This is a genomic window from Bradyrhizobium lupini, assembly GCF_040939785.1.
In the GTDB taxonomy this organism is placed as follows: Bacteria; Pseudomonadota; Alphaproteobacteria; order Rhizobiales; family Xanthobacteraceae; genus Bradyrhizobium; species Bradyrhizobium canariense_D.
Genome location: NZ_CP162553.1, coordinates 4,826,042 through 4,847,060, shown reverse-complemented (window position 1 = coordinate 4,847,060; position 21,019 = coordinate 4,826,042). Strand labels below are relative to the sequence as shown.

The 21,019-nt window shown below is 65.5% G+C and carries 23 protein-coding genes and 1 pseudogene; 13 read left to right on the top strand and 11 right to left on the bottom strand.

The window, feature by feature from the left end; genetic code table 11:
- Positions 1-33: 33 nt before the first annotated feature.
- From AB3L03_RS22985 to AB3L03_RS22975, 3 genes and pseudogenes are all read right to left on the bottom strand, one after another.
- Positions 34-2,081, bottom strand: a pseudogene (locus AB3L03_RS22985) (elongation factor G).
- A 168-nt stretch (positions 2,082-2,249) separates the two neighbouring features.
- The gene (locus tag AB3L03_RS22980; RefSeq protein WP_026232551.1) at positions 2,250-2,729 is read right to left on the bottom strand and encodes a DUF992 domain-containing protein; all 480 of its coding nucleotides are present in this window, start codon (positions 2,727-2,729) and stop codon (positions 2,250-2,252) included.
- Between the two features lie 160 nt (positions 2,730-2,889).
- Entirely contained in the window at positions 2,890-4,092 is a 1,203-nt protein-coding gene (locus tag AB3L03_RS22975) for a pyridoxal phosphate-dependent aminotransferase (protein WP_007596745.1), read from the bottom strand.
- A 635-nt stretch (positions 4,093-4,727) separates the two neighbouring features.
- Here AB3L03_RS22975 and AB3L03_RS22970 point away from each other — a divergent pair.
- The 6 genes from AB3L03_RS22970 to AB3L03_RS22945 all read left to right on the top strand — a co-directional run bounded on the left by AB3L03_RS22970 (position 4,728) and on the right by AB3L03_RS22945 (position 8,618).
- Complete coding sequence (locus AB3L03_RS22970) at positions 4,728-5,378, top strand: glutathione S-transferase family protein (RefSeq protein ID WP_018453545.1); 651 nt, start codon at positions 4,728-4,730, stop codon at positions 5,376-5,378.
- 151 nt (positions 5,379-5,529) lie between these two features.
- A complete protein-coding gene (locus AB3L03_RS22965; RefSeq protein ID WP_007614766.1) occupies positions 5,530-5,706 on the top strand; it encodes a hypothetical protein in 177 nt (58 codons plus the stop codon).
- A 37-nt stretch (positions 5,707-5,743) separates the two neighbouring features.
- On the top strand, positions 5,744-5,938 hold the full coding sequence (locus AB3L03_RS22960; protein WP_018453544.1) for a hypothetical protein: 195 nt from the start codon (positions 5,744-5,746) through the stop codon (positions 5,936-5,938).
- A 129-nt stretch (positions 5,939-6,067) separates the two neighbouring features.
- Positions 6,068-6,880: a PAS-domain containing protein gene (locus tag AB3L03_RS22955; RefSeq protein WP_368507076.1), complete on the top strand. Its 813-nt coding sequence runs from the start codon at positions 6,068-6,070 to the stop codon at positions 6,878-6,880.
- 66 nt (positions 6,881-6,946) lie between these two features.
- On the top strand, positions 6,947-7,402 hold the full coding sequence (locus AB3L03_RS22950; RefSeq protein WP_085348803.1) for a GNAT family N-acetyltransferase: 456 nt from the start codon (positions 6,947-6,949) through the stop codon (positions 7,400-7,402).
- 274 nt (positions 7,403-7,676) lie between these two features.
- Positions 7,677-8,618: an aldo/keto reductase gene (locus AB3L03_RS22945; RefSeq protein ID WP_368507075.1), complete on the top strand. Its 942-nt coding sequence runs from the start codon at positions 7,677-7,679 to the stop codon at positions 8,616-8,618.
- 18 nt (positions 8,619-8,636) lie between these two features.
- On the opposite strand, the gene AB3L03_RS22940 is transcribed toward AB3L03_RS22945, so the two are convergent.
- The 3 genes from AB3L03_RS22940 to AB3L03_RS22930 all read right to left on the bottom strand — a co-directional run bounded on the left by AB3L03_RS22940 (position 8,637) and on the right by AB3L03_RS22930 (position 11,850).
- Positions 8,637-8,960: an antibiotic biosynthesis monooxygenase gene (locus AB3L03_RS22940; protein ID WP_007596764.1), complete on the bottom strand. Its 324-nt coding sequence runs from the start codon at positions 8,958-8,960 to the stop codon at positions 8,637-8,639.
- An 80-nt stretch (positions 8,961-9,040) separates the two neighbouring features.
- Positions 9,041-10,258 carry a DUF1501 domain-containing protein gene (locus tag AB3L03_RS22935; protein WP_026232550.1) on the bottom strand — a complete coding sequence of 406 codons (1,218 nt, stop codon included), beginning with the start codon at positions 10,256-10,258 and terminating at the stop codon, positions 9,041-9,043.
- A 2-nt stretch (positions 10,259-10,260) separates the two neighbouring features.
- A complete protein-coding gene (locus AB3L03_RS22930) occupies positions 10,261-11,850 on the bottom strand; it encodes a DUF1800 family protein (protein WP_018453539.1) in 1,590 nt (529 codons plus the stop codon).
- A 114-nt stretch (positions 11,851-11,964) separates the two neighbouring features.
- Here AB3L03_RS22930 and AB3L03_RS22925 point away from each other — a divergent pair, with 114 nt between their 5' ends.
- Positions 11,965-12,156: a cysteine-rich CWC family protein gene (locus tag AB3L03_RS22925; protein WP_083926324.1), complete on the top strand. Its 192-nt coding sequence runs from the start codon at positions 11,965-11,967 to the stop codon at positions 12,154-12,156.
- A gap of 69 nt (positions 12,157-12,225) precedes the next feature.
- On the opposite strand, the gene AB3L03_RS22920 is transcribed toward AB3L03_RS22925, so the two are convergent.
- The 3 genes from AB3L03_RS22920 to AB3L03_RS22910 form a co-directional block, all read right to left on the bottom strand.
- Positions 12,226-12,924: a glutathione S-transferase family protein gene (locus AB3L03_RS22920; protein ID WP_018453538.1), complete on the bottom strand. Its 699-nt coding sequence runs from the start codon at positions 12,922-12,924 to the stop codon at positions 12,226-12,228.
- Positions 12,925-13,037: 113 nt separating this feature from the next.
- Positions 13,038-13,268: a hypothetical protein gene (locus tag AB3L03_RS22915; protein ID WP_018453537.1), complete on the bottom strand. Its 231-nt coding sequence runs from the start codon at positions 13,266-13,268 to the stop codon at positions 13,038-13,040.
- Positions 13,265-14,044 (bottom strand): TSUP family transporter, encoded by a 780-nt coding sequence (locus AB3L03_RS22910; RefSeq protein WP_368507074.1) that lies wholly within the window; start codon positions 14,042-14,044, stop codon positions 13,265-13,267. Before AB3L03_RS22910 ends, AB3L03_RS22915 begins: the two co-directional genes overlap by 4 nt.
- A 122-nt stretch (positions 14,045-14,166) precedes the next feature.
- Between AB3L03_RS22910 and AB3L03_RS22905 the strand changes: the two genes are divergently transcribed.
- From AB3L03_RS22905 to uvrB, 4 genes are all read left to right on the top strand, one after another.
- Positions 14,167-15,084, top strand: a complete 918-nt coding sequence (locus AB3L03_RS22905) for a LysR substrate-binding domain-containing protein (protein WP_368507073.1) — start codon at positions 14,167-14,169, stop codon at positions 15,082-15,084.
- A 116-nt stretch (positions 15,085-15,200) separates the two neighbouring features.
- Positions 15,201-15,428 (top strand): hypothetical protein, encoded by a 228-nt coding sequence (locus tag AB3L03_RS22900; RefSeq protein ID WP_007596778.1) that lies wholly within the window; start codon positions 15,201-15,203, stop codon positions 15,426-15,428.
- 58 nt (positions 15,429-15,486) lie between these two features.
- The gene (locus tag AB3L03_RS22895; RefSeq protein WP_018453534.1) at positions 15,487-15,717 is read left to right on the top strand and encodes a hypothetical protein; all 231 of its coding nucleotides are present in this window, start codon (positions 15,487-15,489) and stop codon (positions 15,715-15,717) included.
- Between the two features lie 101 nt (positions 15,718-15,818).
- Complete coding sequence (uvrB, locus tag AB3L03_RS22890; protein ID WP_368507072.1) at positions 15,819-18,791, top strand: excinuclease ABC subunit UvrB; 2,973 nt, start codon at positions 15,819-15,821, stop codon at positions 18,789-18,791.
- A gap of 250 nt (positions 18,792-19,041) precedes the next feature.
- Here the strand turns inward: uvrB and AB3L03_RS22885 are convergent, their stop codons facing one another.
- Both AB3L03_RS22885 and AB3L03_RS22880 read right to left on the bottom strand, forming a co-directional pair.
- The gene (locus AB3L03_RS22885) at positions 19,042-19,245 is read right to left on the bottom strand and encodes a hypothetical protein (RefSeq protein WP_231190249.1); all 204 of its coding nucleotides are present in this window, start codon (positions 19,243-19,245) and stop codon (positions 19,042-19,044) included.
- 120 nt (positions 19,246-19,365) lie between these two features.
- Positions 19,366-19,605 (bottom strand): hypothetical protein, encoded by a 240-nt coding sequence (locus AB3L03_RS22880; RefSeq protein WP_018453532.1) that lies wholly within the window; start codon positions 19,603-19,605, stop codon positions 19,366-19,368.
- A gap of 266 nt (positions 19,606-19,871) precedes the next feature.
- On the opposite strand from AB3L03_RS22880, the gene AB3L03_RS22875 reads away from it, so the two are divergent.
- Together AB3L03_RS22875 and AB3L03_RS22870 are read left to right on the top strand one after the other, a co-directional pair.
- Positions 19,872-20,324 carry a nuclear transport factor 2 family protein gene (locus tag AB3L03_RS22875; RefSeq protein WP_247299169.1) on the top strand — a complete coding sequence of 151 codons (453 nt, stop codon included), beginning with the start codon at positions 19,872-19,874 and terminating at the stop codon, positions 20,322-20,324.
- Positions 20,325-20,542: 218 nt separating this feature from the next.
- Positions 20,543-20,983, top strand: a complete 441-nt coding sequence (locus tag AB3L03_RS22870; RefSeq protein WP_018453530.1) for a nuclear transport factor 2 family protein — start codon at positions 20,543-20,545, stop codon at positions 20,981-20,983.
- Positions 20,984-21,019 lie beyond the last annotated feature (36 nt).

The following is a 21,019-nucleotide window of genomic DNA, read 5'->3' as shown; positions in this document are numbered from 1 at the left end:
GACAGTGATGCGTCCCTTACTTCGGCAGACCGATCACGCCGCGTGCTGATGCGCTGCGATGATCTGGTCGGCGGCGCGCCCCGTGACTTCGGCCATGTGGTCGAACTGGCGGGTGAAGCTGCCGGCGCCTGCCGTGGCCGAGCGCAACTCAACGATCAATTCGCCGATCTCGGCTTCCGGCATCATGGCGCGGACGCAGTCCCATCCGCTCCAGCCGTCGCGGGTGTCAAAGCCGAGGATCTGGCCGCGCCGTGCCGACAGAATCGCATTGATCTTGGCGGTGGCGTCGGTCGGGCAGACGATCTCGACCACATGGATCGGCTCCAGCAGCACCGACTGGCATTGCGGCAGGCCCTCAGTGAGCCCGACCCGCGCCGCCGTGCGGAAGGCGAGGTCGGAGGAATCGACGCTATGATAGGAGCCGTCGGTCAGCGTCACCTGCAAATCGGTGACCGGGAAACCGAGCGGGCCGCGGGCGAGCCCGTCGATGACCCCCTCTTCCACCGCGCCGATGTAGTTGCGCGGGACCGCGCCGCCGACCACCTTCTCGGCGAACTTGAAGCCCTCGCCGCGCGGCAGCGGCCTGATGTCGAGCACGACATCGCCGAACTGGCCATGCCCGCCAGACTGTTTCTTGTGGCGGCCGCGCTGGACGATCGGCTTGCGGATGGTTTCCTGATAGCCGATCGCGGGGGATGCGAAGCGACCTTGACGCCGAAACGATCGCGCAGCCGCTCGCTCGCGACGCGCAAGTGCATCTCGCCCTGACCCCACAGCACGGTGTCGTGGGTCTGCGCGTTCATCACGAAGACGAGCGAGGGGTCCTCCTCGTGCAGCCGCATCAGCGCCTGGCCGAGCTTGACGTCGTCCTTGCGGTCGGTGGCCGCAACCGAGATCGCGAGCACCGGCGGAGTGGGTTCTACGGCGGTTAGCGCTGCCGGCTGGATCTTGCCGCTCGAGACCGTGTCGCCGGTCTTGATCGGGTCGAGCTTGGCGAGCGCCACCGTATCGCCGGCTTCCGCCGCGGTACGCTTGGTGTCGTAGGCCCCGGTGACGGCGAGGATGCCGGAGATGCGGCTGGCCCCTCCGGAGGAGGCTTGCAGCGTGGCACCGTCGTCGAGATGGCCAGCGAGCATGCGCGTCAGCGACAGCTTGCCGCCGTGCTGCGAATGCAACGTCTTGAAGACGAAGCCGAGGGCGTCCCTCGTTTCGGGAACGCCGAGACGTTTTGCCGTTTCCGCGATACCGGGCGCCTCGTGGCGCAACGCTTTCATCAAACGCAGCACGCCGTTTTCGCGTGCGGCGGCGCCCAGCAGCACGGGGCAGATCAGCCCGTCGCGCAATTCGCGGGCGAGATCGTCGAACACGGCATCGCGCGGCGGCTGGATGTCCTCGAGCAGCTGCTCCATCAGCGCATCGTCGTGATCGGCGAGCTTCTCCAGCATCGAAAAGCGGGCCTCCTTCTCGCGATCGAGATCGCCGCCTTGGAGCGCGACCACTTCGGAGGCCTTGTGCTCGCGGTAAATGAACGCACGCTCCAGCGCGAGATCGACGAAGCCCTCGATCAGTTCGTCCTTCCAGATCGGGATCTGGCGCAGCACCAGCGGTACGCGCGAGGCGGGCTGGAGCATCTCGAGCGTCTCGCGGATGCGCTTGTTGGCGCGGTCGATCTTGTTGAGGAACAGGAAACGCGGGATCTCCAGCTCCTCCAGCTCGCGCAGGATGATCTGAAGCTGCGGCAGCTTCTTCTCGTCGGCTTCGCAGACCACGATTGCGGCATCGACCGCAGGCAGCGCGGCGCGCATGTCGTGGGCAAATTCGACGGAACCGGGACAATCGAGGAAGGTGTAGCTGTCGCCCATGAAACTCGTGGTGACGGCAGTCAGCCCGACGGTCATCTTGTGATGACGGGCCTCTGGCGTGGCGTCGCCGACGGAGGTTCCGGCATCGACGCTGCCGGCGCGCGGGATTGCGCCCGTTCGCGCCAGGATGGCTTCGAGAAGTGTGGTTTTACCGCTTTGGAAAGGGCCCACCAGCGCGATGCACCGTGGACCTCGGGGACTTCTGACGTCTTGTCCCATTCGCCGCCTCCTTGGTGTGGAGCTCGGCCCATGATTGGGTCGGCAAACGCTGATGCTCTGCCCGTCCCCGAGATTTGGCAAGCATCAAAAATCGCTGCGGTGCGTCGTCGGTATTTCCTCCTCTCCCGGAGAGAGGTTGAGGAGGAGCGCTTCGGCTGGCGCCGAGTCTCAACGTCCCGGGCGGAGTTCCAGGCTCTCGAGGCCGGCGGCGACGTTGAGGCCGACCTGGCCCTGCACGCTGAGCGGCTGGAGCGCGATCGAATTGTTGGAGCCGCCGACCAGCACGTTGCCGCCGAGACCGACACCGACCGAGGCGCTGCCCTGCGCACCGGCGTAGTTGCCGGCGAGGTCGCCCGGGCCGAGCCGGTTCACCGGCGCGAACACGCCCCACGCCAAAGCCGTCTCCTGTGTGATGCCGATATCCAGACCGACCTTGCGGATCGTCGCAACGTAACGGTCGTCCGGCAAACCATCGACGCGCAGCACGCAACCGAGATGGGTCACCGATCCCACGATGAAGCCCACGCTGGCGCCGCCGCGGCATTCGAGCACGCCCACCTGCACCATCCGCGATTGCGCGCTGGCGCCCGTAACGGAGGCGACGAGGCTCGCAACGGCAAGCCCGGCGAGGAGGAGTGAACGGCGCATGAATATCTCCGGCGATGAATGTGATGCGAGCATGGAGGCGCGGCACACGCCGCGCGATGGTCTATGCCACAACAGTTCCGGTGGCGCCAGATCGTGCAGACTTGAAAGAAAAAGGGCCCGCATTGCGCGGGCCCTTTGATGTCACTTCATGTCTGTGAGTTCAGCGCAGATTGCCGCAGAAGCGCTGGATGCGCTTGCAGGCGTCTTCGAGGTCCGAGGTCTTGGTCGCGTAGGAGATGCGGAACGCGGGGCCGAGGCCGAAGGCCGAACCCTGCACCACGGCGACGCCTTCGGTCTCCAGCAGTTCGGTGACGAACGTCTCGTCATTGTCGATCACCTTGCCCGACGGCGCGGTCTTGCCGATGGTGCCGGCGCAGGACGGATAGACGTAGAAGGCGCCCTCGGGCCGCGGGCACTCGATGCCCTTGGCCTGGTTCAGCATGGAGACGACGAGATCGCGGCGCTCCTTGAAGACCTTGTTGTTGGCGGGGATGAAGTCCTGCGGACCGTTCAGCGCCTCAACCGCGGCCCATTGCGCGATCGACGACGGGTTCGAGGTCGACTGCGACTGGATCGTCGACATCGCCTTGATGAGCTGCGCCGGACCGCCGGCATAGCCGATGCGCCAGCCGGTCATGCAATAGGCCTTCGACACGCCGTTCACGGTGAGCGTGCGGTCGTAGAGTTTCGGCTCGACCTGCGCGACCGTGGTGAACTGGAAGTCGTCATAGACGAGGTGCTCGTACATGTCGTCGGTCATCACCCACACATGCGGATGCTTGACCAGCACGTCGGTGAGCGCCTTCAGCTCGGTCCTGGTGTAGGCAGCTCCCGTCGGGTTCGACGGCGAGCACAGGATCACCCATTTGGTCTTCGGCGTGATCGCGCGCTCGAGTGCCTCGGCCTGGAGCTTGAAGCCGGTCGCGGCGGTGCAGACCACCGGCACCGGCTCGCCGCCGGCGAGCGCCACCATCTCGGGATAGCTGACCCAGTACGGCGCGGGGATGATCACCTCGTCGCCCGGATTGATGGTTGCCATCAGCGCGTTGTAGAGCACCTGCTTGCCGCCGGTGCCGACGATGATCTGGTTCGCCTTGTAGACGACGCCGTTCTCGCGCTGAAACTTGGCGATAATGGCTTCCTTCAACTCGGGAATGCCGTCGACCGCGGTGTACTTGGTCTTACCGGCTTCGATGGCGTGGATCGCGGCCAGCTTGATGTTCGCGGGCGTGTCGAAGTCGGGCTCGCCGGCGCCGAGACCGATGACGTTGCGGCCCGCCGCTTTCAGCGCACGTGCTTTATCCGTGACCGCGATGGTCGCGGACGGCTTCACACGGTCGAGCGCAGCGGCAAGGAAGGACATCGTCATCTCCTGACAAGCGTCGTGAACCCTTTGGCTTCACGACTCCGATTGTGGGAATGAACCACCCTAAAACGAGTGCCGTTGCACCGCAAGAAACTTCGGTCCGATCCCGCAAAAGTTTACGTGTCTGGCGTTTCGAGCCGCGATTTCCCGCAATATTCCGTAACTTTGCCGCGCAAACCCCTCATATCCGACAACGCGTGTCCTCGGAGCAATTTTGCGGCCTTCGCGGGCTATGAAACGAGAACGTCGTCATGCCCGGGCCTGTCTCGCCTGCGCGGCCGAAGCCGCTTCGGCGAGGCGAAGGCCCGGGGCATCCACGTTCTTCGTGCCGTGTGCAGCGCGTAGATGGCCGGGACAAGCCGGGCCATGACGATGCGGAAGCTTCAGTGCCCAAGACGCGACCGCGGTGCTCGCACACGATCGCGTCGAGCAACGCACTTGCGCGTTGACGCAAGCGTGAACTGAGTTGGATGGTCGCACGGAAATGATCTTCCGCCGCATTGCAATGCGGTAGGGTTTTCGAGTTTTTCTATTGGCCGGGTCTTGCGGCGGATTCGCATCGGCATCATTGTTTAGCCGCGTTGCGGGGCAACAAGCGCCGCGCCCTACCGTCGTCCGGAATCATCCCCAGAATGTACAAGCTCTATTCGATGCAGCGCTCGGGCAACAGCTACAAGGTCCGCCTTGCGCTGGCGCTGCTGAACTTGCCTTACGAAGCGGTCGAGGTGGACATTCTGCGCGGCGAGAGCCGCACCCCGGACTTCCTGGCCAAGAACCCATCCGGCCAGGTGCCGCTGCTCGAGGTCGGCGACGACCGCTATCTCGCCGAGTCCAACGCCATTCTCTGGTACGTCGCCGTCGGCACGCCGCTCGCGCCGGAGAACCGCATCGATCGCGCCGACGCGCTGCAATGGATGTTCTTCGAGCAGCACGCGCTGGAGCCGAACATCGGCGCGGCCTATTTCTGGCTGTCGCTGGTGAGGGGCGGCCGCGACCTCCAGACTCATTCGCTGGAGGACTGGATGGAGCGCGGCTATGGCGCGCTCCAGGTGATGGAGAATCATCTCAGGACGAACGCCTATTTCGCCGCCCGCCAGCTCACGGTCGCCGACATCGCGCTGTACGGCTATACCCACCTCGCCGACCGCTGCGACTTCGACCTCTCGACCTTCCCGGCGATCCGGGACTGGCTGAAGCGCGTGGAAGCGGCGCCTGGCTACGTCGCAATGGACTGGCGGCCGGCCGACATCGAGGACCCCGCCAGCATCGCCGCTGGTGCCTGAGGGGCGAGCTCTGGCAAATAGCGGGCATAAAGGTCACCATTGCCGCAATCTCGCCATTTTCGCTCGATTGGCCGCCGCAATATTGCCGATTGCAACAGTGAAATTGTTCGATGTCGCGGGTGATTCGCTCGCGCGTTGAAGGATTTAGACCATGATTCGGGCGTCCGGCACGGCAGGCTTTCAGGGCCCACCCGCTACCGTTTCGTCTTCCCGGCTGACCAACGCGGTCGCGGCCTCGCTCGCCGTCGCCGCGCTCTCGCTGTGCCTGATCGTCACCCTGACGGTGCTGTCGACCAAGGCGACCATGGCGATGGGCCTGCCGGTCTGATTCCCGCTTCATCCTGGACCCGCCTTCAAGGCGCCGCATGGCCCGCGCCGACCGGCATCGCGACAGGACGTCGATGAAATCACCTGTGGTCATCGTTGCAATCACCCTGACCGCGGCCATCCTGGTCGCGGCATCGCTGTTGATCTTCGTCGGCACGCGCAAGGGCCAGGGGACGTCGAAGCTGAATGCGCCCGCGCTGCAACAACGTCTCAAGCACGCGCACTTGGTCTAAAATCATCCGAAAGCTTTGCGCGAGACCCAAAGCGCACCTTAAGCACACCGCGCGAAACCGCATCGCAATGGCGCAATCTTCGGTCAGTGTTGCCGCCTTACCTCGTTCACGAAGGAGCGAGACAGGCCCATGCGGTTGGGATGGCGTGCGATCTCCGGTCCGGCGCTGACGGCAGCGACTTTGCTGCTGACGATGTTTTTCGATCGCTTCGTCCCCGCTTCCTCCCCCGCGCCGCTGCTCGTCTGCATCGTGGCGCTCGCCGGCGCGCTCTCGGGTCCCGCTTCCGCCGTCGCCAGCGCAGCCATCGCCGTCATCGGCGCGGCACTGCTGCTCCTCAGCCGGCACGGCGTTGCAGGCCTTACCACGGCGGATATGATCCAGCTCGGCCTCCTGGCCGCGACGGCCGCGGGCACCGCAGGCATCACCGGCCTGATGCGCCAGCGGCTACTCGGCACGTTCGCCGCCGAGCGTCGGAGCCACGCCATCGCCGCGCGGCTGTCGGCCGCGCTCGACCAGGTCGATATCGGCATCGTGCTGCTCGATGCCGAGACGCGCGCCGAATTCATCAACCGCGCGTTCCGCGATTATTTTGCGGTGCCGGACGACATCGCCGACGGCAAGCCGCCGTTCGTCGCGCTGATGTATCACGGCCGCGATACCGGCGCGTTCGAATTGCCCGAGGACGAGCTCGGCACCTTCATCGCACAGCGCATGGAGACGGTGCGGATCGGCGATGCCACGCCGATCAACATCGCCTTGCGCAATGGCGAGGTGTTGCGCTTCGTCTGTGCCGTGCTGCCCGACGGCGGCCGCATGCTGAGCTACACGCCCGTGACCGACCTCGTGCGCCACACCGATGCGCCGTCCCGCGCCGACTACTATCGCTCACTGCGCGATCCCGCAGGCCGCAAGCTGATCCGGTATCTGCGCGTCGCGGAGTGATGCGCGATTGATCAGCACGTCCATCATCACGTATGAAGGACGCCTCATCGATCGCGGGAATTTCATATGTCGCTCACCATTCGCCCCGTCACCAGGCAGGACTACGATCAATGGCTGCCGCTGTGGGACGGCTACAACGCCTTCTACGGCCGCTCCGGTCCGACCGCGCTCTCGCCCGAAATCACGCGCGTGACATGGCAGCGCTTTTTCGATGCCTATGAGCCGGTACACGGATTGGTCGCCGAGAGCGACGGCCGCCTGCTCGGGATGACGAATTACCTGTTTCACCGCAGCACCACCGCGATCGAGCCGTCCTGCTATCTGCAGGACCTGTTCACGACCGAGGCCGCGCGCGGCAAGGGCGTCGGCTCGGCGCTGATCCACGGCGTCTACGAGCGCGCAAAGCTCGTGGGATCGCCGCGCGTGTACTGGCAGACGCACGAGACCAACGTGACGGCGCAGCGCCTGTACGACAAGGTCGCCGAGCGTTCCGGGTTCATCGTCTATCGCAAGATCTTCTGATCCTCGCGATCGCGCCGCCTGTGGATAACTCTGTCTGTCACCTGCGCGTAACATAGCGGGACTAGGCTGCAGCTGCGTCTGGTCAGCCCCCCGTCACCGATCAAGCGCCCCAAAGCGGTCCCCGTCAGTCGCCGCGTCTGACAGGGGCCGCATTTTTTTGTCGGCAGTCCTTGTCGGCAGCGTTGTCAGCATGGCAGCAACGCGGCGCACGGCTTGCTGCGGCGGGGCACCGCGGTCACAATGCGCCCCTGCCCATCTCCGACGGGGATCTCCCATGGAAATTCGCAATCTCGGCGCCTCCGGCCTGCGCGTGTCTGCGGTCGGGCTTGGCTGCAACAATTTCGGCCAGCGCACGGACCTGGAGCCCTCGCGCAAGGTGATCCACCGCGCGCTCGATCTCGGCATCACGCTGTTCGACACCGCCGACATCTATGCCGGCATGGGCGGTTCGGAAACGGTGCTCGGCACCGTGCTCGGCGACCGCCGCAAGGAGATCGTGCTCGCCACCAAATTCTCCAAGCCGATGGCGGCCGACGGAACCAAGCAGGGCGCTTCGCGCCGCTACATCATGAACGCAGTCGAGGCGAGCCTGACGCGGCTCAAGACCGACTACATCGATCTCTATCAGCAGCACGATTACGACCCGCTGACTCCGATGGAGGAGACGCTGCGCGCGCTCGACGATCTCGTCCGTCAAGGCAAGGTGCGCTACATCGGCAATTCCAATTTTCCGGCCTGGCGCCTAGCGGAGGCCGAGTTCACCGCGCGCGCGATGAATGTCAGCCGCTTCGTCTCTTGCCAGGACGAATACAGCCTGCTGGTGCGCGACATCGAAAAGGATCTGCTGCCGGCGGCACAAGAGTACAAGCTCGGCCTGCTGCCGTTCTTCCCGCTCGCAAGCGGGCTGCTCACCGGCAAGTACCAGCGCGGCGCGGCCGCCCCGACCGATACGCGCTTCGGCAAGGTACCGGCATTACGCGACCGCTATGTCACGCCGCGCAACGAGGACATCGTCGAGAAGCTCACGGCATTTGCGAAAGCGCGCGGGCACAGCATGCTCGAGCTCGCCTTCTCCTGGCTCGCCGCGCGCCCGCAAGTGTCGAGCGTGATTGCCGGCGCCACCCGCGTCGCGCAGGTCGAGGAGAACGTGAAGGCGATTGCGTGGAAACTCGGTGCGGAGGAGATGGCGGAGATCGACAAGATCACGCTGGGCTGATCTTTGCGGCGGCGCGCGCTACTTGGCGCCGCGCCCCACCGTCTGCATCACCTCGAAGCCCTCGAACTGGGGATGGCCGAGATAGGTCGGCTTGGTGTCGCCGGCCCGCGCGTGCGCGGCACGAAAGGCATCCGATTTGGTCCAGGCCTCGAACGCCGCATGGTTCGCCCACACCGTGTGCGAGGCGTACAGCGTGTGATCCTCGAGCTCGGGGCCACGCAGCAGATGAAACTCGACGAAGCCCGGCACCTTGTCCAAATGAGTATCGCGCGAAAGCCAGACCTGTTCGAAAGCAGCCTCGGAGCCCTTGGCGACGCGGAAGCGGTTCATGGCGATGTACATGGGTGATGGTCTCCTGACGTTCGGCCGATCATGTCGTCATTCCGGGACGCGCCGCAAGGTGCGGGCCCCGGAATCGTAGGTTAAGCAACCAACCCCTTCATCGGACGTGCGCTTGCGCTATCTGGAAACACCGTCTCGGCCAGCACGCGATCCGACAGGCCGAACTGGCCCTGCAGCACGCCCTTGATCACGGAGCGCAGATCGGTGGTGGGCTTGAGGTCGCGGGCCTCGAAAAGGTTGGCGGGCTTGAGGCCGGGCCAGTCGGCGATGACGCGGCCGCCCTTCACCGCGCCGCCGGCGAGCAGCGCGATCGTTCCCGTGCCGTGATCGGTGCCGTCTGTGCCGTTGATGCGCGCGGTGCGGCCGAATTCGGTGGCGACCACGACGACGGTGTCGCGCCAGCGTTCCCCTAAGCCGCTTTCGAACTCGGCGAGCGCACCGTCGAGCCCGCCGAGCAGGAATGCGAGGCGACCGACAGGGCCGCCTTCATTGGCGTGCGTGTCCCAGCCATCGAACGCGAGCGCCGCGATGCGCGGGCCGTCGTCGGACGCCATCAGTTTTGCGGCGCCGCGCGCGACCTGCCGCATCTGCGCGACCGCGTTGCCCGGCTTCGGCTTCATGTCGTCGCCGCTCGCGGCCTTTTCCAGCGCAAGGCCCTGCGACAGCACAGCCGCCAGCGCGGGATCGCGGTGACGATAGAGCTCGACCAGACGCATTGCGGTGTCGTCATCGGCTTGCGGCAGCGCCACCGGCGCCCAGCCGACGGTCGGCGCATTGCCGCGCAGCACCAGCGGCGTGGTCGGGCCGACGGCAAGAGCACTCGACACCCGCTCGCCGCGCGGCAGCGCTTCCAGCGCGCGGTTGAGCCAACCGGATTGCACGCGCCCCGGGCCGGCATAGCCGCTTTCGAGCACGTCCTGGCCGTCGAAATGCGAGCGGTCGCGATAGGGCGTCGCGACCGCGTGGATCACCGCGGCGTGCCTGTCGCGATACATGCGTGCGAACTCAGGCATCGCCGGATGCAGCGCAAAGAAAGTATCGAGCATGATCGCGGGATGCGCACCGTCCGCCGTGAGCGCGATCGCCCCGTGCAGGCCGGCATAATCGGGATCGCCGACGGGCGCGACGGTCGAAAGCCCATCAAGCGCGCCGCGCAGGATCACCACGATCAGGCGAGGATCGCGGCCATCCGCGGCGCGCGCGAATTTCGGCAAGTAAGCCCAGGCCGCGAACGAGGCGCCGCCAAGCAGGAGGCCGCGCCGCGAGGTGAGGAGCCGGTTCTCGACGCAGTCGATCATCATCATCTCCTCTGCATTTCGGGCGACATCAACAGCAGCGCCAGCGCCTGCTGCCGCGACTCCGCGCGCTCGATGGTCCGCCGCGTTTCGATCGAGGCCGCATCCGCGGCGGCAAATTCCAACAAATCGAGCGGGTCGATGTTGGGCCCAAGCCGCGCGCCCATTTGCGCGGCAATGTCGAGCCGGAGCTTGATGCCTTCCGGCGCAGCCCAGGCGGCATTGGTGTCGGCGAAACCATTCGGGCCGGCCGGCGACCACAGCGGCTGGCCCAGCAGATTGAGGTTGTTGAGATAGGCGCCGGGATCCTCCGGCACGCGCGCGAGCAGCCGGCCGCTCGCGACCAGAAAATCATAAGGGCTGCGCATCTTCGTCAGTGGCGCCTTCCACGCCTCGTCGGAATCGACCAGTGCGGTTGCCAGCGCTTTGAGATCCCCGTCGGTCTTGATGAAGACATCGCGCAGTCGCGCCACCAGCGCCGGCGGCGGATCGTCGGCGACGAAGTGGCGGACGAATTTGGTGGCGATGAAGCTCGCGGTCGAGGGATGGCGTGCGATGTCCGCGAGGGCGGCTTCGCCTTGCGCAAGGCCGGTCGGCTCGTAGGTCTTGCCGAGCAGCATTTGCGGCCCGGGCTGGTGCGCATTGACGTTGAACACGAACGAACCGGGCGCTCCCAGCTGTCCCTGCCGGCCAGCAAAGGTCCAGCCGGTGATGATGCGCGCGAGCGAGGTGACGTCGTCCTGCGTATAGCCGCCGCCGACGCCGAGCGTATGCAGCTCCATGATCTCGCGCGCGAGATTTTCGTTCAGCCCGCGCTTGCGGTTCTGGCCCGCGCGCGAGTCCGGTCCGAGCGATTGCTGGTTGTCGAGGAAGAACAGCATCGCCGGATGCTGCTCCACCGCTTTCAGCATGTCGGCGAAACGTCCGAGCACATGCGGCCTGATCGCCTCGCGCTCGAACGCACCGGCCCAGATCCGCGCCAGCTCGCCCTTGCTGGCGGAGATGCAGAAATGGTTGGACCAGAACACGACCAGCCGTTCGGTGAAGCCGCACTCGACCAGCGTCGCGCGCTGCAACCGCGCCAGTGCCTCGGCGCGAAAGGTTTTTTGGATGACGTTGAGCGGCTGCGGGGCGGGTTTTGCGGCAGGCGGCGCGGCCGCGTTGGGCTGCATAGTGTCCGGCTTGGCCATATTGTCCGCCGGCTTGTTGTCAGCCGGCTTATTGTTACCGGGCTTGGCCTCGGCCATCTGGCCGGCGATCTCGGTTGCCACGGCGTTCAGCGAGAGATTGCGGCGCGGTCCGGGCCTCTGATCGGCCGGCGCTTGCAACGGCGCTTCAGTCGGCGCGCCGGCCTTCGCGGCGGCCTCGCGCGCCTGCTTGACCTGATCCTGATAGGCGAACACGGCCTGCCCGAGCTGCGGCGCGGATTGCAGGCCCGGCGCCTCCAGCAGCACACCGTTGGGACGAGTGAGTTCCGCCTTCACAAAGCCGCGAGGATCGGAGGCCGCGTTGATGAGATCGCCGGATGCGCCGCCGCGGGCGCCGAAGCCGAAACGGTTGAGCGCGACGAGCGCGGCTTGCGAATCGCGGGCCATCGATATGTCCTTCGCGCGCTGCCAACCGCTTTCCCGATACGTGCGCGAGGCCTAATATACCGCAGCGGGAGATGAACCCGGCATGAAAACGACAGCCCGGCTTTTGCGCAAATCATGACAAATCGGCAAGACATTCCGGCGCAGCAACCCCGCCGCCTCGCCTGCTCTCGTTGCGGCGCCGAGTTCGGCTGCGACCTCTCCGGCACCTGCTGGTGCGCGGAAGAAACGGCGCGGCTGCCGATGCCGGTCAAGGGCGAGGATTGCTTGTGCCGGGCGTGCTTGCGTGCGGCGGCGGAGGCAACATAACCCTCCGCTTCCGCGGTATGGGTCCTAGCTTTCGCCAGGACGACGTTGAGGAGAGACGGCTCGCGACAACTACACTGGATGCCCCGGGGACTTCCGTGCCATGCCGTCGAACGCATCCAGCAGCTTTTCGCGCCAGGCGTAAACCGGGTCGTCCGCTTCCAGCAGCTTGAACGGGCTCGTCGCGCGCGCCCACTGAAAACCGCCGAACACGATGTAGTCGGCATAGTTCGGTGCGGCGCCGCCGATGAAGGGCTGCTTCTTGAGGGTCTGCCGCATCACCTCGAGCGATTTGCGGAAGGCGACCACGCCGGCATCGCGGCTGGCCATGATCTCTTCCAGCCTCTTGCCGCCGAAACGGGCCTCGCGCGACTGGCGGAAATAGGCGGCGTCGACCTCGTCCAGATTGTTCGGAATGTCGGCGATGATCAATGGAAAGATGCCGCCGACGATGGCGATGTCGCCCCAGACATTGAGCATGCGTGCCATGGCGCGCCCGCCCTCGCCGCCAAACAGCGACGGACGATCCGGAAACTTGTCTTCGAGATAGATCGCGATGGTCCAGGAATCGACCACCGGCTGGTCGTGATGCAGCAGCACCGGAACCTTCTCCGAGCCATGTGGCGCGATCGCGCTCTTCTCGGTGAAGCGCCAGGGCAACGTTTCCGCCGAAAGGCCCTTGTGCGCCAGCGCCATTCGCGTGCGCCAGCAGAACGGGCTGAACGGTCGCGAGGCGTCTGTGCCGACGAGTTCGAAGAGTTTGAGCGACATGAAAGGGTCTCCCGGTATTCCGTCATTGCACGCGAAGCGAAGCAATCCAGGACTGCCGCCGCGGAAGCATTCTGGATTGCTTCGCTTGCGCTCGCAACGACGGATGTGGAGAGCTAGCGCCCGTTCGTGCGCAGCAGCCTCTCGCCGTCCTCCGTCACCGCGATCACCAGGCCCATTCCGGGCAGCGTCTCGCGCGCGACATAGCCGCGGTCGGCGGCGTCTTCCCAGATGGTGAGGCGCGGGCACGACGTCTTCCAGGTCGCGATCACCTCGGCATAGGCGCGGGGCTCGCGCGCAACCCACTCGACGAAGTCCAGCACCAGCGGGTCGGCAGTCTCGCTCATTGCAAACCTCCCTTGTCGAAGGCTGCCAGCACCGGCGTGCGGACCAGCAGCCAGCTGCCATAGGCGATATAGTAGCAGGCGATGGTGGTGATCAGATTCATCGACCAGGCCACGAATTGCTGGTCGGTCATGGCTTCGAGGATGCGCCGCGCCAGCGTGGTGCCGAGCATGGATGCTGCGATCGCGACGGCCGCGAGCACGGGATCGAGCGTCGCCGCCTGGTCGATCACGCCGCCGAAATAGATCAGCTTGCTGAAATGGCTGACGAGCTGGCACATCGCCTTGGTCGCCACCTTCTCGCGCCGGCCGAAATCGCCGCCGAGGAAGAAGGTGTCGAGCAGCGGCCCCGACACGCCGGTCATCAGCATGAGGCCCATGCAGATCGTGCCGTAGACGGTGCCCTGCCAGAGACGGTCGGGATCCGGCTTGATGTTGGCGGGCAGCAGCCGCGCCATGAACGGCGTGATCCCGAGCAGCAGCAGCGCGACCGGCTTGTCCGGTACGTAGCGCGTGAGCGACCACGCCGCGAGCGCGACGGCCGCGCCGACCATATAGTTCGCGACCGGGCGCCAGCGGATATGCGTCCGCCAGAGAAAGGCGCGCCAGCCGTTGGAGGCCATCTGCGTGATCGCATGCAGCACCATCGCGGTCGGCAGCGGCATCAAGGCCAGCAGCACGCCGATCAGGATCAGCCCGCCCGCCATGCCGAACAGCCCCGACAGGAACGCGGTGCCGACCATCAGCAATCCAAGGGCAGCGATCATGATGGGCGTCACGTAAAAATCTCCCGGCCTTCTCCCCGCTCGCGGCGCGAAGCGAACGAAAGGTGCCCCGCTTGCCCCGTCTACGCAAACTGAGTTATCTTGGCCTGGCATCAGCTTTCCTGAGGGTCGGTCATTTGCGGCGCTTGCTGTTTCTCAACGGCATCAAGGCATTCGAGGCCGCGGCGCGGGCCGGCAGCTTTGCCGCGGCCGGCCTCGAGCTGAGCGTATCGGCAGCCGCCGTGAGCCGCATGGTGCACATCCTGGAAGAACGGCTCGGCGTCGCGCTGTTCGAGCGCAAGGCCAACAAGCTGCTGCTGACGCAGGCGGGCCGCGCCTATCAGAGCGGGCTGACGCCGATCTTCGATGCGCTCGCAAGCCTCACCGCGCAGGTGACGGCGCCCTCGAGCGTCCGCGTGCTCACCATCGGCATCGGCCACACCTTTGCGATGCGCTGGCTGATCCCGCGCCTGTCGGAGTTTCGCAGCGAAGAGCCCGACATCGAGGTGCGCTTCACCACCGGCGGCGCGTCGGTGCCGTTCGGCGAGGACTGGAGCTGCGGCATCCAGCTCGGCACCGGCGACTGGCCGGGGCTGGTGGCCGAACCGCTGTTCGCCGGCGACCTCACGCCGGTCTGCGTGCCCCGCCTCGCATCCTCGCTGAAGCGCCCGGGCGATCTCAAGGCACCGAGCCTGATCCGCGTCGCGCATTCGCCCGAGGACTGGCCGATCTGGCTCAAGGCCGCAAGCCTCGCACGCGTCAACGCGCGGGGACCGGAGTTCCAGTTCTACGGCCAGGCGCTTCAGGCTGCCGCCGACGGGCTCGGCATCGCCATGGGCATCCGGCCCTATATCGACGACGACCTCACCGCCGGCCGGCTGGTGGCGCCATTCGAGCTCTCGGTGCCCAAGGGCATGCGCTGGTACCTGCTCTATCGCAGCTTCCAAACCGAGCAGCGCGACTTTGCCGCGTTCCGCCGCTGGATCATGCGCGCGGCGTCGGAACCCGCCGCCCGTCCCGTCCGGCGGACCGGCCGCACCAGCGCGCGGAACTGACCTGCAACGTGCAAAAAAGCCCGCCGTTTGTGAACGGCTTCACATCCCAGAATCCGCAAACGTGGTCCCCTGACCCTCCAACAAGGCGCTCGAATAAAAACATTTTGGGGACTGCAATGACGACCCTTTACGACGGCTTTGACATCGAATCCTTCGAAGCTGGCCAGGGGCTGTGGCACGCCCGGATCCGGCGTGCCGATTTCAGCCCGGTTGCCATCGACGGCGTGCTGTTTCCGGCCATGGAAGTCGGCTTCGCCTGGCCTGATCCCGATGCCGCGATTGCCCATGCCAAGCACCACATCGATCGCTTCCGCCGGCGGGCCGACGACAGCGACGACGAATAAGCGAGCGGGACTGCAGGCGAACCAAGGAACGGCGCAGGGTCAAAGGGGGAAATCGGTCATGTCAGTCATCGAATTCGAAGACACGCCGCGGCCGAGGATTTACACCCGCAATGTGTTGTCCAGCTGCCCGGAATGCGAGGGCGATCTCACGGTGCTCCGCGTGATCGGCGGCCGTGCCGGATGCGAGTATTGGACCATGCGCTGCACCGATTGCGGCGGCATCCATCTCGACATCCTCGAGCCGCGTCAGGCAGCCGGGGACGATGAGGGACCGCTGCCGGCGGCCTGATCGCAAGATCCCAAGGCCTGCTGCCAACCTGCTGTCAGCAGTCTGAGCATTGCCGGGCATTCGCTCTTTATTGCGAGGCGGACTCGCCCCATATTCGGAGCATGGCGAAGAAACCTGCATCCTCCGAAAAGTCCGGCAAATCCCCCAAGGCCAAGGCTCCGAACGCCGCGCCGAATTCCAAGGCGTCTCGCCCCGACGTGCAGCCGATCGGGCCGGCGTTGGCCGAGTTGCTCAATCCCGCGATCAATCGCGGCGATGCCGGGCTCGGATCGGGCACCGGACTGCAGCCGCCGCCGGACAATTCGCGCGACCGCCGCTCCGGAGGCGAGGCCGCCGCGCATCGCGCGCGGGCCTCGACGCCGAAAGAGTTTCCGCAGGACAATACGAGGCCAATGCCGCTGCGGCCCAATCCGCAGCCGCCCGGCGCCCGCGACGCGGGCTTCGACGAGGCGCCGCAGGCCAATTACGGAACCGCGGCCACGATACCGACGCTCGATCCGGAACTGGCGCGTCAGCTCGGCCTCCCGACGGAAGAGGACGATGCCGAAGCCCTGGCTCGTCCGCCGCGCAGCAAGATGGAGGCGCTCGGCGTCAAGGCCACCGCCGACGCGCTGGAATCGCTGATCCGCGAGGGCCGGCCGGAGTTCCGCAAGGACGACGGCTCCACCAGGGTGTGGACCCCGCATCGGCCGCCGCGCCCGGAAAAGTCCGAAGGCGGCGTGCGCTTCGAGATCAAGTCGCAATATGAGCCGCGCGGCGACCAGCCAACCGCGATCGCCGAGCTGGTCGAGGGCATCAACCGCAACGACCGCTCGCAGGTGCTGCTCGGCGTCACCGGCTCCGGCAAGACCTACACCATGGCCAAGGTGATCGAGGCGACGCAGCGGCCCGCCATCATCCTGGCACCGAACAAGACGCTCGCCGCCCAGCTCTATGGCGAGTTCAAGAGCTTCTTCCCCGACAACGCTGTCGAGTATTTCGTCAGCTATTACGACTATTACCAGCCGGAAGCGTATGTCCCTCGCACCGACACCTACATAGAAAAGGACTCCTCGATCAACGAGCAGATCGACCGCATGCGCCACTCGGCGACGCGCGCGCTGCTCGAACGCGACGACGTCATCATCGTTGCCTCGGTGTCCTGCATCTACGGTATCGGCTCGGTCGAAACCTACACCGCGATGACCTTTGCCCTGAAGAAGGGCGAGCGCATCGACCAGCGCCAGCTGATCGCCGACCTCGTCGCGCTGCAGTACAAGCGCACCCAGGCCGATTTTACCCGCGGCACATTTCGCGTGCGCGGCGATGTCATCGACATCTTCCCGGCGCACTATGAAGACCGTGCCTGGCGCGTGAACCTGTTCGGCGACACCGTCGAGACCATCGAGGAGTTCGACCCGCTCACCGGCCACAAGCAGGACGAGCTCGAATTCATCAAGATCTACGCCAACTCGCACTATGTGACGCCGCGCCCGACGCTGGTGCAGGCGATCAAGTCGATCAAATCCGAATTGAAGATGCGGCTGGACCAGCTCCACGACCAGGGCCGCCTGCTGGAAGCGCAAAGACTGGAGCAACGCACCACCTTCGACCTCGAGATGATGGAGGCAACCGGAAGCTGCGCCGGCATCGAGAACTATTCGCGCTATCTCACCGGGCGCCTGCCCGGCGAGCCGCCGCCGACGCTGTTCGAATATGTGCCCGACAACGCGCTGGTGTTCGCCGACGAGAGCCACGTCACCGTTCCCCAGATCGGCGGCATGTTCCGCGGCGACTTCCGCCGCAAGGCGACGCTCGCCGAATATGGCTTCCGGCTGCCCTCTTGCATGGACAACCGCCCGCTGCGCTTCGAGGAATGGGACATGATGCGGCCGCAGACCATCGCGGTCTCCGCGACGCCCAGCGCCTGGGAGATCAACGAGAGCGGCGGCGTGTTCGTCGAGCAGGTGATTCGCCCGACCGGTCTGATTGATCCGCCGGTCCACATCCGCCCGGCCCGCACCCAAGTCGACGATCTCGTCGGCGAGGTCCGGGCCACGGCGCAGGCCGGCTATCGCTCGCTGATTACGGTGCTGACAAAGCGCATGGCGGAGGATCTCACCGAATATCTGCATGAGCAGGGCATTCGCGTTCGCTACATGCACAGCGATATCGACACCATCGAACGCATCGAGATCATTCGCGATCTGCGGCTCGGCGCGTTCGACGCGCTGGTCGGCATCAATTTGCTGCGCGAAGGCCTCGACATTCCCGAATGCGCGCTGGTCGCGATCCTCGACGCCGACAAGGAAGGCTTCCTGCGCAGCGAAACCTCGCTGATCCAGACCATCGGCCGCGCCGCGCGCAACGTCGACGGCAAGGTGATCCTCTATGCCGACCAGATGACGGGCTCGATGGAGCGCGCCATCGCCGAAACCGACCGCCGCCGCGAGAAGCAGGTCGAGTACAACACGGCGCATGGCATCACGCCGGAGAGCATCAAGAAGTCGATCGGCGACATCATGAACAGCGTCTACGAGCGCGATCATGTGCTGGTCGAGATCGGCGGCCACGACATGACCGACGACGTCATCTCGATCGGCCACAATTTTGAAGCCGTGCTCGGCGATCTCGAGACGAGGATGCGCGAGGCCGCCGCCGATCTGAACTTCGAGGAAGCCGCGCGCCTGCGCGACGAGGTCAAGCGCCTGCGCGCCACCGAGCTCGCGGTGGTCGACGATCCCACCGTCAAGCAGCGCACGGTGCAGGGCAAGGCCGGAGCCTATGCGGGCGCGAAGAAATACGGCGACGCCGCCAATTTGCCGGTCAGCGCGCTGAAGAACAAGAGCGCAGCCACAGCGCTCAAGGCCAGCGGCAGCAAGGGCTCGCGAATCCACAAGCCGCATCTCGACGAGATGCACGGCCCGGAATCGTTGCCATATCGGGGCGACCGCGCGCTGCCGTCGAAGCCGTTCGGTGGCGAGAGCCGCATCATCCAGCCGACGGATTCAAGGCAGTCAGGGCCGGAGTTCGGGCCATCGCCGAGGTCGAGCGGTGGGGCGCCGGGGCATAGGGGTGGGTGGAAGAAGAGGTAAGGGGGCGCGGAGCGCCGGCGCCGCCCATGGTTGTTCATGGCGGCGTCGGAGAATCATGAGAACGCGAACTCACCCCAGGCTCGCCGTCACCACCGCCATCACCGACAGCAGCAGCACGGTTGTCATCAGTTGCAGCGAGGCGACCGCCTGGGTGCGCCATGCCGTGATCTTGTCGGCGAGCGACAGATGGGCCTCGAAGACTTCGGTTCGTAGACGGTCTTGAACAAATGCGGGAAGCTCGGCCCGAAGCTCACTGCAAGCAGCGCATGGGCGAGCGAGACGATGACGACGAAGATGGCGACGCCGGGATCGCCGACCAGGTCGTGATGCCGACCAGCTTGAGCAGGAAGGCGGCGGCGGCGAAGGTCGGGAAGCTCTGCAGCGTCGCGGTCAGTGCGAGGCCTTCGAGCGCGTTGTGCATGCTGGACTTTCTGACTCTGGCGACGGCGGCCATGGCACGTCTCCCTGAGGACATGCAGATGAATCTAGCCGTCATCAGGGTGACCTGATGTGAGATGCGTCACGCCCATTTCCTCTGCGGGAACAAGGCGCGCGCGCCCCGCATGACCAGGGGTTACAGCTTGCCCTGCCCGTTCACCTGGCTCTGCTGTTGCCGCTGTCTCTCCTGCTCTTGCTGTTCCTTGGCATGGTGGCGGCCGTAGAGGCAGCCGGCGGCGGCGCCGAGGACGCCGTGATGGCCGGCATAGTGGCCGGCGACGCCGCCGACGACGGCGCCCTTGATGCAGCCCTTGGCGTTGGCGGCGGACGTCGCGCCACAGATGAGAAGTACGGCGATGGCGGCGAGGGATTTCATGGATCGATGTCTCCGGATGCGGTGTCGCACTCTCAACAGGCACGGGCCCGTCCCGGTTCCCGCGCGCGCACGCGATGCTTCGCTAGACCATGCAGCCGAACGCCTGCACGAATTCGTGAAGGCTCGCGCTCGCTCAACCATAAAAACCTGGCATTACGCTGGCGCGTCATACGTCAGCAATATCCCCTGTGGTTTGCGGATTGCCGGTGTCCGAGGCAGCGCGTTAGCCTTGCGCGAACTCCACACGGCCGATGAGGGCGGGCGGAATGACGGTCGAGAAGCTCAATCGCCAGCGCGTGCTGCATCTGCTCGACGCCATCTCGCGCAGCGATCTCGCTGCCGCGCTGTCGTGCTGCACCGACGACGTCGACTTCCTCACCCACGCGCCGATCGATGTGCTGCCGCACATGGGCCCCTGCCACGGCAAGCAGGAGCTCGGCGAATTCTGGCGCACCGTGCAGGAGCGATACGCCGAGATCCGCTACGAGGTGCCGCAGATCGTCGCCGAGGGGGACACGGTCGCGGCCTATCTGCGCGTGTTCTTCAGGAAGCGCAGCAACGACCGCATCATTCAGGTCGACATGGCCGTCTTCTACACTTTTCGCCGCGGCAAGGTGGCGCAGATCCGCGAGATCATCGATTCCTACGACCTGGTGCAGCAGGTGCTGGAACGTGAGATCGGCCCCCTGATCGTGGGCGAGCGGGTGGACGGGGGCTAGCTCTCTCCCAAACCGGCCCGGACCGGGAAAATACGGGGTTCTATTGTAAATCTCACACGCCGGAATCAATTGTGCATTGCGAAAACGTGAATTGCGTTTTGGCCGAATTGACGTATTTTGTTCGTATACAAATGAGTTGAGCGACCCCGCGGCATCTTTCCTGTGCGCTTGGGGTTGTTTTTTCGCTTTTTCGCAAGCCAGCTTCAGGACTGCCCAAGATGACAGAGCACAGCCTCTGGCGTTTCTCGCGTGCGTTGCACCGCGCGATCAACGACCGGCATTTCGAGGACATCGAGGCCCTGATCGACGAGGACGTCGAGTGGGCGCTCTATGGGCCGATCGACATGTTTCCGTTCCTCGGCGCGCGCCAGGGCAAGGACGCCGTGCTCGACGTCATCCGCCAATTCGCCGACAATTTCCAGGTCCGCCGCTTCGACCGCGAGAGCATCATGCTCGGTGTCGATTCCGCCGCCTCGATGCTGCGCTATTCGCTGACCGCACTGGATTCCAGCAAGCCGATCAGCTTGCGGGTGGCGCAGTTTGCCCAGTTCAGGGCGGGCAAGCTCACCAGCATGCGCGTGCTGATCGACACGTTTGATCTGGTCGAGCAGGCACTTGGCCGCGCCATTCATCTGCCGAAGATGACCAGCGTCGGCTGAACGGAACACCAACGGGCCCCGCACTTCGGGACCGAT

Excerpts from the sequence above, each read along its gene's own strand:
- AB3L03_RS22980 (WP_026232551.1), bottom strand. The coding sequence starts at position 2,729 with ATGCGCCGTTCACTCCTCCTCGCCGGGCTTGCCGTTGCGAGCCTCGTC.
- AB3L03_RS22975 (WP_007596745.1), bottom strand. The coding sequence starts at position 4,092 with ATGTCCTTCCTTGCCGCTGCGCTCGACCGTGTGAAGCCGTCCGCGACC.
- AB3L03_RS22970 (WP_018453545.1), top strand. The coding sequence starts at position 4,728 with ATGTACAAGCTCTATTCGATGCAGCGCTCGGGCAACAGCTACAAGGTC.
- AB3L03_RS22965 (WP_007614766.1), top strand. The coding sequence starts at position 5,530 with ATGATTCGGGCGTCCGGCACGGCAGGCTTTCAGGGCCCACCCGCTACC.
- AB3L03_RS22960 (WP_018453544.1), top strand. The coding sequence starts at position 5,744 with ATGGCCCGCGCCGACCGGCATCGCGACAGGACGTCGATGAAATCACCT.
- AB3L03_RS22955 (WP_368507076.1), top strand. The coding sequence starts at position 6,068 with ATGCGGTTGGGATGGCGTGCGATCTCCGGTCCGGCGCTGACGGCAGCG.
- AB3L03_RS22950 (WP_085348803.1), top strand. The coding sequence starts at position 6,947 with ATGTCGCTCACCATTCGCCCCGTCACCAGGCAGGACTACGATCAATGG.
- AB3L03_RS22945 (WP_368507075.1), top strand. The coding sequence starts at position 7,677 with ATGGAAATTCGCAATCTCGGCGCCTCCGGCCTGCGCGTGTCTGCGGTC.
- AB3L03_RS22940 (WP_007596764.1), bottom strand. The coding sequence starts at position 8,960 with ATGTACATCGCCATGAACCGCTTCCGCGTCGCCAAGGGCTCCGAGGCT.
- AB3L03_RS22935 (WP_026232550.1), bottom strand. The coding sequence starts at position 10,258 with ATGATCGACTGCGTCGAGAACCGGCTCCTCACCTCGCGGCGCGGCCTC.
- AB3L03_RS22930 (WP_018453539.1), bottom strand. The coding sequence starts at position 11,850 with ATGGCCCGCGATTCGCAAGCCGCGCTCGTCGCGCTCAACCGTTTCGGC.
- AB3L03_RS22925 (WP_083926324.1), top strand. The coding sequence starts at position 11,965 with ATGACAAATCGGCAAGACATTCCGGCGCAGCAACCCCGCCGCCTCGCC.
- AB3L03_RS22920 (WP_018453538.1), bottom strand. The coding sequence starts at position 12,924 with ATGTCGCTCAAACTCTTCGAACTCGTCGGCACAGACGCCTCGCGACCG.
- AB3L03_RS22915 (WP_018453537.1), bottom strand. The coding sequence starts at position 13,268 with ATGAGCGAGACTGCCGACCCGCTGGTGCTGGACTTCGTCGAGTGGGTT.
- AB3L03_RS22900 (WP_007596778.1), top strand. The coding sequence starts at position 15,201 with ATGACGACCCTTTACGACGGCTTTGACATCGAATCCTTCGAAGCTGGC.
- AB3L03_RS22895 (WP_018453534.1), top strand. The coding sequence starts at position 15,487 with ATGTCAGTCATCGAATTCGAAGACACGCCGCGGCCGAGGATTTACACC.
- uvrB (WP_368507072.1), top strand. The coding sequence starts at position 15,819 with ATGGCGAAGAAACCTGCATCCTCCGAAAAGTCCGGCAAATCCCCCAAG.
- AB3L03_RS22885 (WP_231190249.1), bottom strand. The coding sequence starts at position 19,245 with ATGGCCGCCGTCGCCAGAGTCAGAAAGTCCAGCATGCACAACGCGCTC.
- AB3L03_RS22880 (WP_018453532.1), bottom strand. The coding sequence starts at position 19,605 with ATGAAATCCCTCGCCGCCATCGCCGTACTTCTCATCTGTGGCGCGACG.
- AB3L03_RS22875 (WP_247299169.1), top strand. The coding sequence starts at position 19,872 with ATGACGGTCGAGAAGCTCAATCGCCAGCGCGTGCTGCATCTGCTCGAC.
- AB3L03_RS22870 (WP_018453530.1), top strand. The coding sequence starts at position 20,543 with ATGACAGAGCACAGCCTCTGGCGTTTCTCGCGTGCGTTGCACCGCGCG.